Origin of the sequence: Micromonospora palomenae (assembly GCF_007829925.1) — a bacterium.
Lineage (GTDB): Bacteria > Actinomycetota > Actinomycetes > Mycobacteriales > Micromonosporaceae > Micromonospora > Micromonospora purpureochromogenes.
The window spans coordinates 1,902,883-1,916,261 of sequence record NZ_VIXA01000001.1 but is presented as its reverse complement, the minus strand read 5'-3'; the positions used below and the strand labels follow the sequence as shown (position 1 = coordinate 1,916,261).

Sequence of the window (13,379 nt, the reverse complement as noted above, 5' to 3'; positions counted from 1 at the left end):
GACTTGGTTGGTGACGGTGGACGGCGACGAGCCCGGCTACCGGTGAGGAGCACCGATGACGCACCGTGAACAGCAGCACCGCCCGGAGGTCGTCGTCGGCCTGGTGGCGACCCCGCCGGACCATCCGGCCCGGGTGGCCGCGCGGCTCACCGCCGAGCTGGCCGGCCGGCTAGCCGAGCGGGTGGACGCGGACGTGCGGTGGACCGTGCGGGAGGGCTGGGGTGAAGTGGCGCCGCGCCGCGACGGCGGCGTGGAGGCGCTGCTCGACGATGCTGCCCAACGGCGCACTGACGACCAGTGGGACGTCGCAATCTGCCTGACCGACCTGCCGCTGCACACGGGGCGGGTGCCGCTGGTCGCGCAGAGCTCCGCCCGGCGCCGAGTCGCGATGGTGTCCCTGCCCGCGCTGGGACTGCAGCAGCTGCGAGCGGCCCGCGCGGCCGTTCCGGATCTGGTGAGCCGACTACTCACCGACGCTTCCGACCAACGGGTGACGCCGGCCGGCTGGGCACCGGCCGAGATGGCAAGCCGGGTTACGGCCATCCACACGGTCGTTGGCGAGACCGACGCCGCGGAACTGCGCTACGTCGCCTCACGGCTGAGCGGCCGGGTGCGGCTGTTGGCCGGCATGGTCCGAGCCAACCGCCCGGGGCGTGCCCTGCTGGGCCTGTCCAAGCTGCTGGTGGGCGCGTTCGGCACGGCCGCGTTCGCGCTCACCACGAACACCATCTGGCAGATGGGCGATGCGCTCGGCGGAATCCGGCTCGCCGTGATCATGCTACTCGGGCTGACCGCGTTGGTGGCCTGGCTGATCGTCGCGCACGACCTGTGGGAGAAACCAGACCACGAGACACCGCCTGAGCTGGCCCGGCTGTTCAACCTGGGTACTATCCTCACCCTCACTCTGGCCACGGCGGTGTCCTACCTGGTGCTGTTCGCTGGAACGGTGCTCGTCGGGGCGCTGCTGATCGACACGTCCGTGCTGGAACGGACCTTGCAGCGGCCGGTCGATATCACCGACTATTTGACGCTCGCCTGGATCACCAGTTCGCTGGCCACCGTCGGCGGCGCGATCGGCTCCGGGCTGGAGAACGAGGAAACGGTGCGGGCTGCCGCTTACGGCTACCACCCCGCACCCGGCGGCTGGCGGGATGAGACGGACGGATAACCCCACTGCGGGCGGGTGAGCGGGCGCATGCCCGATTCGCGATCGAACGCCGAGGGCCCGGGCGTCGTCACGCACGTTGTGGGCGTGGCGGTGCGGGCGTGTCAGCGACCTTGGCACGCTCCTGCGGGAGCGGCTCGGCGGCCACCACACGGGGACATCCGGTCCGCGTGGCCGGAGCCGGTCCCGGCGTTGGCGGGCCGGCTGCCGTCCCGATGAGTGCCCGTCTGGCGGCCCGGGCCAGCCGTGCGATTTCCGTGCAGCGATCGATTGGCGGGTTCAGGTGGTGCCCGGGGGGTATCCCGGCCCCACTAGGTCGGGCCCCGGATCGCCGTGAACCGGGATGTTCGGCCAGGTGCGATCGGAAACGGAGGTTACCTGTGACTCAACTGGCGACCCGAGAGGCAGCTAGGGCCAGGCAGAACGAGGTGCAGCGGCGGGGGCGCGGGCTCGGCTGGATGAGTCTCGGTCTGGGCGTGGCACAGCTGGCGGCGCCGGACACGGTGCGCCGGATCAGCGGCGTGGACGACTCCCCGACGTCCCGGGCGGTGGTGCCGCTCGTCGGGGCGCGGGAGCTGGTACACGCGGCCGGGCTCCTGACGAGCCGGCGCAAGAGCGTCTGGGCGTGGACCCGGGTCGTGGGTGACGCGATGGACCTGACCTCGCTCGGAATGGCCATCGCCCACCGTGGCGGGCGCCGCCGGCGGCGGCTCGTCGGCGTCACCGGCGCCGTCGTCGGGATCACGGTGCTGGATCTGCTGACCGCCGTGCAGGCCACCCGGGCGAGGGAGATCGGCTCCGTGCGGGCGCTACGAGGCTCACGCAAAGGAGGATCCATGGAGCTGACGGCCACGACAACCGTTCGCAAACCCCCGCCGGAGGTCTACGCGTTCTGGCGCGAGCTGGGCAACCTCCCGACGTTCATGGCGCATCTCCAGGAGGTTCGCGCCACCGGTGACCGTACGAGCCATTGGTCCGCCAGCGCTCCGTTCGGCAAGAATGTCGAGTGGGACGCCGAGATCATCGACGAGGCGACCGGCGAGAAGATCGCGTGGCGGTCGACCGGGAATGCCGACGTGCCGAACGCCGGTACGGTTCGGTTCGTGCCCGCCCCGGACGGTGTGAGCACCGAGGTGCACGTCGTCCTGACCTACGACATCCCGGGCGGCGCGGTCGGCAAGGCGGTCGCCAAGTACTTCGGCGAGGAACCGCACCAGCAGCTCGACGACGACCTGCGCCGGCTCAAGCAGGTGCTGGAGACCGGCGAGGTGGTCCGCTCCGACGGCGCCCCGTGGGGCAAGCGGGCCCGCAAGGAGTTCCCGCAGCGTCCGGCGCAACCGCTGTCGGACTCCGAGCTCGCGAAGGGAGCGGACGCGTGAGGGCGAACACCTGGGCGGGCCGCAACAAGGTCAAGGTCCGCGATGTGCCGGACCCGAAGATCCTGAACAGGCGCGACGCCATCGTACGGATCACTTCCACCGCCATCTGCGGCTCGGACCTGCACCTGGTCGACGGGTATGTGCCCACGATGCAGGACGGCGACGTCATGGGTCACGAGTTCATGGGTGAGGTGATCGAGGTCGGCCCGGGCGTTGATCCGGATCGGCTGCGCATCGGGGACCGGGTCGTCGTGCCGTTCCCGATCGCCTGCGGCGCGTGCGGCGCCTGCGCCGCCGAGCTGTACTCCTGCTGCGAGAACTCCAACCCCAACGCCGGGATCGCGGAGAAGATGTTCGGTCACCCGGTCGCCGGGATCTTCGGTTATTCGCATCTGACCGGCGGCTTCGCGGGGGGTCAGGCACAGTATGCGCGGGTGCCGTTCGCCGACGTCGGTCCGCTGAAGATCGAGTCCGATCTGACCGACGAGCAGGTGCTGTTCCTCTCCGACATCCTGCCCACCGGCTACATGGGTGCCGAGATGTGCGACATCCAGTCCACCGACGTGGTGGCGGTGTGGGGCGCCGGCCCGGTCGGCCAGTTCGCGATGGACAGCGCCCGGGTGCTCGGCGCCGCGAAGGTCATCGCCATCGACAAGGAGCCGTACCGGCTGCAGATGGCGGAACGGGCGGGCCACACACCGGTGAACTTCGAGGAGGTGGACGTACGGGCCCGGCTGCTGGAGCTGACCGGCGGGCGGGGACCGGACAAGTGCATCGACGCGGTCGGCATGGAGGCGACCCACGGTGCCGCGCACGTCCACGCCTACGACCGGATCAAGCAGGCGGTCCGCTCCGAGACCGAGCGCCCGCACGCGCTGCGGCAGGCGATCCTGTCGTGCCGCAGCGGTGGCATCGTGTCGGTGATCGGCGTGTACGGCGGCTTCCTCGACAAGTTCCCGGCCGGCGCGTGGATGAACCGGGCGCTGACCCTGCGTACCGGGCAATGCCACGTGCAGCGCTACATGAAGCCGCTGCTGCGGCGCATCGAGCGCGGGGAGATCGATCCGACCCGCGTCATCACCCACACCCTGCCGCTCGACGAGGCCGAACGCGGCTTCGACATCTTCAAGAACAAACAGGACCACTGCGAGAAGGTCGTCCTCAAACCCTGACAAGCACCCGCATCCGGCCACCGCGGGGCCCACGGTGGCCGAATGTGGGGTCTGTCCGGAGTCTGCCGATCGATGGGAGAAGCTGCCGACAGTCGCGCGACGCAGGAGCCCGGCCGAACTGCCTGGCATGGGAAGCGCTTGACGATCCGCGGTAACGAGCCCGGTAACTGAGAAGATCGCCACCTGCGGATGAGGCGGTACCAAGCGGGATGGGACAGCATTTCGGGCCGTCGTTCTGTCCGGCTTCTGTGGATGCTTCGAGCTGTTCCGGCACGGCGTGACAGAGTCGTTGTGAAACTGGGGGTCAAGGGGTCGTCGGTTCGAATCCGGCCGTCCCGACGCAGGTGAGGGGCCATCTCGGAGGTTCGAGACGGCCCCTTTGTCGTACCTGGGTGACTAACTGAGCTGACTACGCCTCAGCGTCGAAGATCCGGTCCATGACGACCGCCCCGCCTAGGAGCACCGGCCGCAGTTGGTGCCGGTAGACGCTCTCGGTGACAGTCGTGCCCGAGTGGCCGCAAAGGTCCGCGATCTGTTCAAGGCTCATCCCGCTGTCCGACAGCAGGGAGACGAAGCTGTGTCGCAGCTCTGGGGGAGTCCAGTCGCGGGGGTCAAGGCCCGCTTGGGCTTCCCCCCGGGATGTGGACACCGGATTATGCCGCGACCTGATGCAGCGTAGTCGGTGTGAGGGTCTGTTCGTAGTCGGCGTGCCGGCGGTGGGCACGTCGAGCCCGGACAGGATCGTGAGCAGCGTCGACTTGCCCGATCCGGAGGCGCCGACCAGGGTCATCAGCTCACCCCGGTCGACCACGAGGTCCAAGCCCTGTAGGGCGACGACCTCGACCCCGTCGGCCTTGAAGATGCGGACCAGCCCGTCACAGACGATGTGGCCGCGCAGCCGGTCGGCGCCACCCGGGCGGCGGCCCGCAGGCGGGCGCGTTCCTGTAGGGCGGGCCGAGAGCACCCCCTGGGCCGGGCAGTGGAGCAAGTTCCATCCCGCCACGCCACCGAGGACGGCCATACCGATACGTGCCCCAGCCGCGGTCCACGCGGCCAGCCGCCTCATCGCGTACATCGCCGGTCCGTTGTCACTGTCGCCGCCGCGCCCCGACCGCGCGGCTACCCGCCGGCAGTCGGGGCAGGCGTGCGCCCGGATCCGGTGCCGCGGTCGTGCGGGCGCGTCGGCTCTCTTGACCGCCAACTTCCTGCTTTACTATGGTACTAGTAAAGCAGCAAGGGGCTACCGTGTTCGTCTTCCGGCTCGACACCCACTCCGGCGTGCCGCCGTACCTGCAACTCGTCCAGCAGGTCCGCCAGGCGGTGCTGCTGGGCTTTCTCCAACCCGGTGACCGCCTCCCGCTCATCCGCGAGGTGGTCGAGGACCTGGCGATCAATCCGAACACCGTCGCCAAGGCGTACCGGCAGATGGAGCAGGAGAACCTGGTCACCGGCCGGCCCGGCCAGGGCACGTTCGTCAATGAACAGCAGTCGGCCGCGATGTCGGCATCGACGTACACGTCGCTGCGCCGCGGCCTGGCGACCTGGTTGCGCCGCGCCTACGCGGCCGGCCTCGACGAGCAGGCGGTCAACGCGCTTTTTACTTCCGTCCACCAGCAGACGAGGAATGAGGACGTGGCGTGACAGCGACCGAGTTCGCGCTGAGCACCGACGGTGTGGGCAAGCGGTACCGGAGGGGCTGGGCGCTGCGCGACTGCACCCTGGCCCTGCCGGCGGGCGGCGTGATCGCCCTGGTCGGGCCGAACGGCGCGGGCAAAACCACGCTGCTGCGCCTGGTCGTCGGGTTGCTGGCACCGAGCACCGGCACGGTGGAGGTCCTCGGCCACGACGTCACCGCCAGCACCCCGCAAACTCTGTCCCGGGTCGGGTTCCTGGCCCAGGACCACCCGCTGTACAAGCGCTTCACCGTCGCCGAGATGCTCCGCTTCGGCCGGGCCTGCAACCTGCGGTTCGACCAGGGGCTGGCCGAGCGCCGGCTGGCGAAGCTGGGCATCCCGCTCGACCGCAGGGCCGGTACGCTCTCCGGCGGGCAGCAGGCCCAGGTCGCGTTGGCTCTGGCCCTGGCGAAGCGGCCGGACCTGCTTGTCCTCGACGAGCCGGTGGCCAGCCTCGACCCGCTGGCCCGGCACGAGTTCCTGCAGGTCCTCATGGGCGCGGTGGCCGAAGGCGGGGTGACCGTCCTGTTCTCCTCCCACGTCGTGCACGAGCTGGAGCGCGTCTGCGACCACCTGGTCGTGCTTAACCACGGCCGGGTCACGCTCACCGGTGACATCGACACCCTCCTCGCCGAGCACCGGCTGCTCGTCGGCCCGCGCACGGCCACCGACCTCGACCGGGCCGGCGCCGTCGTGGAGGCCGTCCACAGCGACCGGCACACGACCCTGCTGGTACGCGACGGCGCGATCCCGGCCGCGCCTGGGTGGCAGGCCCAGCCGGTCGCGCTGGAGGACCTGGTGCTGGCGTACCTGCGCCGGCCGTCCGAGCCGAGCGCCGCGGTCACGTCGGGGGTGGCGGCATGACGTGGTTGATCTGGCGCCAGCACCGGACCGAGGTCTGCGTCCTGGGTTTGCTTGTCGGCATGTTCGGCATTGCCCTGCTCGTGCTCGGGACGCAGGCCCACGACCTGTTCCCCGGCGGTCCCGCCCGGTGTGCGGGAGAGGCCGGTATCAACGAGGCCTGCGCGGCCTCCTTCCGCCGGCTCGACGAGGAGTACGGGTACGTCGAGAACCTCCTGGCGGGCTTCTATCTGGTCCCCGTCGTCATCGGTGCGTTCCTCGGTGCGCCGCTGCTCGCGCGCGAACTGGAGGACGGCACCTGGCAGCTCGCCTGGACGCAGGCCGTGCCGCGGATGCGCTGGCTGGCGGCCAAGCTCGCGGTACTGGCCGGCGTCACCGTCACGCTCACCGGGATGTTCACCGCGGTGCTCACCTGGTTCCGTCAGCCATTCGACGCGTGGGAAGGGCGGTTCCAGTACGACGCCTTCGACCTGGAGGGACTTGTTCCGGTGGCGTACGCGCTGTTCGCGTTCGGCGTCGCCACCGCCGCGGGGGCGATCCTGCGGCGCAGCCTGCCCGCGTTCGGCGTCGCGTTCGGGGCGTTCCTCGCCGCCCGGATGCCGGTGGCGCTGTTGGCCCGTCCCGCGTACGCCACGCCGCTCACCACCATGGAGCCGGTCCCCGTCGGCGGCTCGAAGGACCAGGCGGGGCACCGGCCCGTGCCCAGCTTCGCCGACTGGATGATCGAACACGGCTACGCAGACGCCACCGGGCGCAGGCTGAGCTGGACCGAGTACTACGAGCTGGAGGGCGCCGCCAACCGGGCCGGCACCAACCTCAACCAGTTCCTGCACGCGCGGGGCATCCAGCAGTTCGGGGTCTACCACCCGGCCGACCGGTTCTGGACGTTCCAGCTCATCGAGGCGGCCCTGTTCATCGCCGTCGCGGCGGTCCTGATCGGTGTGGTGGTGTGGCGGGTACGGCGCCGTATGATCTAGTGCCCTGACCACAAACGTTCACGGTGTTGGTTGACACGCTGTTCGGCTTGTCGGCCGGGCGGCGTGTCGACGTTCACGCTGTGTGGATGGCAGAGCTGGGCTTCCCCCGGGGGTGTGGACACCGGGTTGTGCCGCGATCGGTAGCAGCGTAGTGGGGTCGAGGGTTCGTTCGTACTCGGCGGGGCTGCGGTAGCCGAGGGCGGAGTGGCGACGGCGGTGGTTGTAGAAGGCGATCCAGCGGAAGATGTCGCGTCGGGCGTCGGCCTCGCTGTTCCAGCGTCGATGGTCGACGGCGAGTTCGCGTTTGAGGGTGGCGAAGAACGCCTCCGCGAGTGCGTTGTCGAACGATGAGCCGATGCGGCCCCTGGAGCGGCGTACGCCGTGGCGGTGGCAGGCGTCGGCGAAACCGGCGCTGCCGTACTGGGCGCCGCGGTCGCTGTGGAAGATCACGCCGTGGACCCGGCCACCGCGGGCGGCGACGGCCGCGTCGAGCGCGTTGATGACGAGGTCGGTACGCATGTGGGTGTTCAGTGACCAGCCGATCAGCCGGCGGGTGGCGATGTCGATGACGGTGGCCAGGTAGAGGAACCGGTCACCGACCCGCAGGTAGGTGATGTCGCCGCACCAGCGCTGGTCGGGTGCGGTCGCGGTGAAGTCGCGGCCGAGCAGATCCGCCACCGCCGGCGCCGCCGGGTCCGGGTCGTGGTGCGCTTGCCCCGGCGTAGGTGGCGACCCACGACGGCACGCTGGCGCATGATCCGCTCCACCCGCTTACGGTTGACCCGCATACCTTGATCACGTAGCTCGGCGGTGACCCGCGGCGAGCCGTAGGTGCCGCCCGACGCGGCGTGCACCGCCGTGATCTGCGCGGCCAGGACATCCTCGGCGGCGGCCCGCGCCACCCGGGTCGGCTCGGCGGCGATCCACCGGTAGAACCCCGAGCGGGACACCGCCAACAGCCGGCACAGCCGCTTGACGCCGTAGGCGGCGCGGTGGGCGGAGATGAACCGAAAGCGGCTGGTCACCGATCCATCTCCTTGGCGAAATAGGCGGCTGCCTTGCGCAGGATCTCCTTCTCGACCTGCAACTCGGCGACCTGCCGACGCAGTCGGGCGATCTCGGCGTCCTTGTCCGCCACCGACAACCCGCCACCAGCCGCCACCGGGACCGAACCCGACGTCTGATGCTCGTGCTTGCGGACCCAGTTCCGCAGCGTCTCATGGCTCATACCCAACTCGCGCGCGACTTCGTTGATCGGCCGCCCGGACGAGCGCACCAGGTCAACCGCGTCGCGCCGGAACGCTTGCGTGTACTTCGATGGACGCCGCAACGGGGACACCCCTTCCTCTGGACTCAAGATCCAGTTCTCAGGGTGTCCACACCTCCGGGGGAAGCCCAAACAAGCGTCTGTCCAAGTGCGCAGGTCGGACAGGCCGTGGGACCACGACGACGTTCGAAACGTTCTGTGGACCTGCATGACATTTCGGGGCCTGTCCCTCTTGGTCTACACCGTCGACGGCTGGGGCCCGTCCCCGCCATCGCGGGATCCGAATTGCTGGCGGTCCCTGTGGCCCCAGTCGATGCCGATCCGCTTCCCGGCCCGATTCGATGTGTCCGGCGACGACGTCCTGGAGGCGGTGACCGTGCAAACACCTGCACTGCGCACGCCTGATCTACCTGTCTTCGTGCACGACCCGGACGGTACCCAGTACCGACGCCGCAACTAGGTCTGGCCATCTCCAACTAGTTCGGCCCGCTGCCGGCTGCCGGCGATGTCGGGCTCCACTTGATGCGTTACGGATTGCGTTCAGTTGATCCGTTACGCCTCCGGCTAGACGATCACGGCACCGTGCGCACGATCGTCCTGTGAGTTCAGGCTTGGATGCGGCTGCGGCATGTCCCGGGCGAGGGCTGCCTGGCTGTCGTCGTCGACCCGTAGGACGCCGTTCTCAGCCATCACCGCGTAGAACTGCTGCGACTTCACGCCTGCCCCGGCCGCTCTGGCGCGTGTGCACGGGGATGGGCAGGACAGCGTCGCTGTGAACCTGCGCGGGAGCGTGCCAGCTGGGATGCCGTTACACGGACGGGTCCCAGGCGATGAGCTGGTCGAAGATGCGGCGGTCGCCGTCCCACTTCAGGGAATCCAGCGGTATGCGGCCGTAGAAGAACAGGACCAGGTCACTGGCCGTGCCCCGGGCGGAGGCGTCGGCCGTGCCCGGGTCCTCGCTGGCAGCGGGCTCGCCGAAGCGGGCGACCCGGGCGCCGTCGCGGGACAGCCGGAGGCGCCAGGAGCAGCCCTCGGTGGCGTGGTAGTCGACGACGGCGGGTTCGTGTGGCCAGGCGACCGTCGTGGCGCAGAGGGTGTACTGGCAGTCGTCGAAACCGTCGAGGGCGACCTCGTTTGGTAGCGGCTGCGGGGCACCCACGGTGAGCTGGGCGTCGTAGGTGTGCACTGCGATCTCAGGAACTTGGCGCCGCGCCCAGGCACCAGAGGTTTGCGGTGATGGGGAGTCCCCCCACCACGTCCAACAGCCGCGGTCCGGCCCAGCCTCGCGCAGCGCGCTCGTCAGTTGCTCGACGGACGCGGTCCACCAAGCCAGGAGAGCCTCGCGTTCCCGAGGCGCACCCATGCCGTCCTCCCATGCGGACTTCTCCGGGGGAGCGTCTGCAGGCCCTGCGGCGACGACGGCGGCTGCTTTGCGGCGGCCCATGCCCACGTGTTGCACGAGATCGAACAGCGTCCGCTCGGGATGGGTCGGCACCTGCACGTCCAGGCTGGGCGCCGCGGCGACCGCAGCCCGGAAGGCGGTCGACCGTTCGTCAATGAGCCGCAGCTGATCAGGGAACGTCAAAATCTTTTGCACTCCGGCTTTCTAGCACTGTGCTCCGACAACCGGACAGCGATTTCCACAGCCAACGCGGCGGGTGCCGCGGCACTGGCGCGCCCAGGGCGATTGTCGTTCTCGTAGACGAGATGGTGCCGGTAGTCGGAGTCGCCGGCTACAAACGCGCAGACGAAGCAAGGCCCTCCGCTCACCCGACGCGCGTACTGCTCAAAGTCGAACGCGACCTTCACTGGCTGGTTCCCCATGCGAGGAGAGTGTCACGCATCAAGTGAAGCCACGACGTAACGCATCAAGCGGAGTACGACAGCGTGCTGCCGGCGATGTCGGGTCTCAGGACCTCCGTGACAGATCAGTCTCAGGACCTGCGTGACACGTCCGGCTAGACGACTGTGCAGCAGGCTGACTCTGGCGGGGGCTTCGGTGGTGGCTGGTCAGGTGCGGCGCTGGTCTACAGACCGAGCACGAATCACGAATAAGGTGGGACAGGCGGCGACGACCTGCCGGGCCTTGACGGGAGACGAGATGGCGGGACCCAGCGCCAAGTACGTGGAGCGGGCAGGCCAGCTCACCCGCGCAATCGATATCGGAGCCCGGGTGCTCGCCGACCGGCCGCAGGATCGCAACATCGTGGATTTCGGTGAAGAACTAAAGGAGCTGATGAAGCGCCCGCCGCAGACGGTCGCCGGCCTGCGGTACCTGGAGTCGGCGTTCCTCACCTACTGGAACGAGGCCACGGGGCGGCACGTCGATCAATTTTGGGAGCTCGTCGCCGCCGAGAGCCTGCCCTTCACCCGCCGCAACGTGCTCGCCGACGTGCTGGCCCGCGGGCGTATCAACAACGCTGCCGAACACGAGGCCGTCGTCGACTCGCTAGTCGGTGCCGAGCAGGAAGGCACGATCGCGGCCGAGCAGGCCGTCCGGCTCAGCGACATGGTCGGCCGTTACGAACGTCGCGGATCCCGGGGCTGAACTCTGCCGCGAGACAGCGAAGCGAGCTGCTACATCGGTGACCATCGTCGCCCGGATCGCTAACACAAACCGATACCGCTGTCCCGTCACGCTCATCTCGACCAACACTGGGTAAAGTGTCACGCAGGTCCTGATACCGATCTGTCACGCACGTCCTGAGACCGGACAGCGTGCTGCCGGCGAAGTGGTGAGAACTTTCTGTACGTCTTCAAGGCGGCCCGCAACGGGCCGCACGCGCCGCCGCCTGGGCGCGCGTCCGAGAAAGGACGTGGCGTGTTAGCGGTGTGGGGGCGAAGGCGGCTGCAGCGATCTAGCCCGTCAGTAGGGTCGGCGAGAACCCGGTATCGAATGCCTCTTCCTCTGCCTGAGCGATGATCTCCAGAACCTCCGCCTCGGGGACCTTGTGGATCCAGAGGAGTGAGGCGAAGGTCAGCATCCGCAGCAGCTCCGGATTCTTCAGCTTCAGCTTCTCGATGGCGTCATCTTCCCCGAGGCAGTTCCTGATGATCCGTTCCACATCGCGTGGAGCGATGTCGCCCTTCGGGAAGATTCTCGATGTACGAACGGCAGTTTTACCAACAGCAATGAAGTTTGGCTTCGGCCCGAGGTATCGCCGTATCGTCAGAAGAAGCGCCGCGTTCGTGACCTCGTCAGCATCGACCCACCTCGTCCGGCTCAATTCGGCACGACAACGCTCGCGCTCTTCCACCTTTCTTAGCGCCAGCATCGCCAGGTACGAGCCGATGAGCGTCCGCGGGGCCGTCATCTCGGCGCCCCCCTACCACGCCACGCGCCCAGAGCTTTTTGCGCAACCCGCCTGATGCGTGTGAAGGTCACGTAACCGACAATAGCAACGGCAGGGTGCGGAAGAAGGCCGAGGAGATGCCTGTTGAAGCAAGATCGTCGGTTACAGATCTACTACAACTGAGAGCAACCAACGACGGCGGACGTTAGCAAGTGTCGGCAGGTTCGGCGCTGGTCACGGCGCCGATGGGTCTGATTGATGGTTTCCCTCGCTACGGTGGGTGTAAGGGGTTCAAATCCCAGGTCTTCATGAACGGCCCCTCATACCGGCCGAACAAACGACCCGAGGCGTCGGTCACCAAAGCCTGAGCCGGCCCCGGGTGCTTCCGAGACCGTGGGCCCACTGATCCGCGTTGCTCAGCCGACCGGTCCCGTTGTCGCGTGCGGCCGTACCGCCGGTTCGAGCAGCGACAACGTCCGCTGCTGCGCGTCGAGGTCGACGCGGATGCCGACCGGCATCGGCAGATTCGGGCCGGCGTGTCCGAACTCGACGTTGCCCAGGACCGGGATGTCACGGTCGCCGAGGACGTCGAGGACTATCTCGGGCAGGGTCGGGGACGCGTCGGGCGCCCCAAGCCCGTCGATCGCGTACGGGACGCCCACGACCATGCCGGCGATCCGATCGAGGATGCCGCAGTGCCGCAGCACCTGCAGATCGCTCCACACCCACGATGCGTAGCCGCCCATCTCCTCCCAGAACAGCACCGCGCCGTCAAACCATTCGAGCGGCAGCGCGTAACGCGTCGCCTGCGCCCGCATGATGCGATTGAGCACCCCACCGATGAGGCGACCTTCGGCACGACCAGGACGCCAGCACTCCCACGAAGGGGTGGCAGGCAGCGCACCGATCGCCTCCGTGCTCGTCAGCAGCGCCGAGTAGAGCTTCTCAAGTTCCACTCTGCGCGCCGCGGGCGCAGTCTGCCACGCCCCGCCGAGACCGGGCGTCGCCAAGTCGGCATGGAACCCGACCAGGCCCGTGCGCCCGTAGAGCACCAGATGCAGCAGCGATATGTCGCTGTAGCCGAGGATCGGCTTGGGGTCGGCAGCGATCGCCTCAACGTCGATCAGGTCGAGGTAACCGAGCGCCGTCTGGCCACCGTCATGCGCGATGATCGCGCGCACCTCGGGATCACGCAGAAGGGCGTTGAGCTCCTCGGCGATCTCCACCGGCCGAGCGCCGCTCCACCAATGGTGCCGCCCTGCTTCGAGTAGCGGTGCCCGACGCACGCGGAATCCCATCCGCTCGAGCACGGCCACCGCCTGCTCGAGGTCGGGCTCGTAAGCGGCATGGAGCGGCCCGGACAGCGACGCGACGACGACGAGATCTCCGGGTGCCAGGGCACGAGGTCGAAGCAGTTGAGGCAGTGCAGAACCGGTCACCGGCGCAGTGTTTCAACACGTGCAACAACCCGCTACACACTTACTGATCGGCCGCGCAGCAGGCCTGGCCCGCACAACCCCGGCTGGTCCCAATACGTGAGCCGGCCCCGGGGAATTGCGTGAGCGCCCACAGCGGGGTCATTGGGGTTTTCA

General features: G+C 68.7%; 11 protein-coding genes and 3 pseudogenes. 7 read left to right on the top strand and 7 right to left on the bottom strand.

What is annotated here, in order from left to right; genetic code table 11:
• Positions 1–55 precede the first annotated feature (55 nt).
• From FHX75_RS08625 to FHX75_RS08615, 3 genes are all read left to right on the top strand, one after another.
• A complete protein-coding gene (locus FHX75_RS08625; RefSeq protein WP_154937890.1) occupies positions 56–1,168 on the top strand; it encodes a hypothetical protein in 1,113 nt (370 codons plus the stop codon).
• Positions 1,169–1,623: 455 nt separating this feature from the next.
• Entirely contained in the window at positions 1,624–2,544 is a 921-nt protein-coding gene (locus FHX75_RS31530; RefSeq protein WP_154937888.1) for an SRPBCC family protein, read from the top strand.
• Complete coding sequence (locus FHX75_RS08615) at positions 2,541–3,716, top strand: zinc-dependent alcohol dehydrogenase (RefSeq protein WP_154937886.1); 1,176 nt, start codon at positions 2,541–2,543, stop codon at positions 3,714–3,716. Before FHX75_RS31530 ends, FHX75_RS08615 begins: the two co-directional genes overlap by 4 nt.
• A gap of 409 nt (positions 3,717–4,125) precedes the next feature.
• On the opposite strand, the pseudogene FHX75_RS31145 reads toward FHX75_RS08615, so the two are convergent.
• Positions 4,126–4,344, bottom strand: a pseudogene (locus tag FHX75_RS31145) (tyrosine-type recombinase/integrase); the annotation flags it as partial.
• 30 nt (positions 4,345–4,374) lie between these two features.
• Positions 4,375–4,680 (bottom strand): annotated as a pseudogene (locus FHX75_RS32205) (ATP-binding cassette domain-containing protein); the annotation flags it as partial.
• A 281-nt stretch (positions 4,681–4,961) separates the two neighbouring features.
• Between FHX75_RS32205 and FHX75_RS08600 the strand changes: the two are divergent.
• Genes FHX75_RS08600 through FHX75_RS08590 form a run of 3 tightly spaced genes read left to right on the top strand, consistent with a single transcriptional unit; the run spans position 4,962 to position 7,227 of the window.
• A complete protein-coding gene (locus tag FHX75_RS08600; RefSeq protein WP_053656509.1) occupies positions 4,962–5,357 on the top strand; it encodes a GntR family transcriptional regulator in 396 nt (131 codons plus the stop codon).
• Entirely contained in the window at positions 5,354–6,253 is a 900-nt protein-coding gene (locus FHX75_RS08595) for an ABC transporter ATP-binding protein (RefSeq protein ID WP_154937884.1), read from the top strand. Before FHX75_RS08600 ends, FHX75_RS08595 begins: the two co-directional genes overlap by 4 nt.
• A complete protein-coding gene (locus tag FHX75_RS08590; protein ID WP_154937882.1) occupies positions 6,250–7,227 on the top strand; it encodes an ABC-2 transporter permease in 978 nt (325 codons plus the stop codon). The genes FHX75_RS08595 and FHX75_RS08590 overlap by 4 nt, the downstream gene beginning before the upstream one ends.
• A gap of 165 nt (positions 7,228–7,392) precedes the next feature.
• Here the strand turns inward: FHX75_RS08590 and FHX75_RS08585 are convergent.
• The 3 genes and pseudogenes from FHX75_RS08585 to FHX75_RS08580 form a co-directional block, all read right to left on the bottom strand.
• A pseudogene (locus FHX75_RS08585) lies at positions 7,393–8,557 on the bottom strand (IS3 family transposase); the annotation flags it as partial.
• A gap of 501 nt (positions 8,558–9,058) precedes the next feature.
• On the bottom strand, positions 9,059–9,211 hold the full coding sequence (locus FHX75_RS30650; protein ID WP_170285317.1) for a hypothetical protein: 153 nt from the start codon (positions 9,209–9,211) through the stop codon (positions 9,059–9,061).
• Between the two features lie 91 nt (positions 9,212–9,302).
• Positions 9,303–10,091: a maleylpyruvate isomerase family mycothiol-dependent enzyme gene (locus FHX75_RS08580; RefSeq protein WP_154937880.1), complete on the bottom strand. Its 789-nt coding sequence runs from the start codon at positions 10,089–10,091 to the stop codon at positions 9,303–9,305.
• 504 nt (positions 10,092–10,595) lie between these two features.
• On the opposite strand from FHX75_RS08580, the gene FHX75_RS08575 reads away from it, so the two are divergent.
• Entirely contained in the window at positions 10,596–11,042 is a 447-nt protein-coding gene (locus tag FHX75_RS08575; RefSeq protein WP_154937878.1) for a hypothetical protein, read from the top strand.
• A gap of 310 nt (positions 11,043–11,352) precedes the next feature.
• Here FHX75_RS08575 and FHX75_RS08565 read toward each other — a convergent pair whose 3' ends face one another.
• Both FHX75_RS08565 and FHX75_RS08560 read right to left on the bottom strand, forming a co-directional pair.
• Positions 11,353–11,808 (bottom strand): hypothetical protein, encoded by a 456-nt coding sequence (locus FHX75_RS08565; protein WP_154937874.1) that lies wholly within the window; start codon positions 11,806–11,808, stop codon positions 11,353–11,355.
• Between the two features lie 395 nt (positions 11,809–12,203).
• Positions 12,204–13,226 (bottom strand): S66 peptidase family protein, encoded by a 1,023-nt coding sequence (locus FHX75_RS08560; protein WP_154937872.1) that lies wholly within the window; start codon positions 13,224–13,226, stop codon positions 12,204–12,206.
• Between the last annotated feature and the right edge of the window lie 153 nt (positions 13,227–13,379).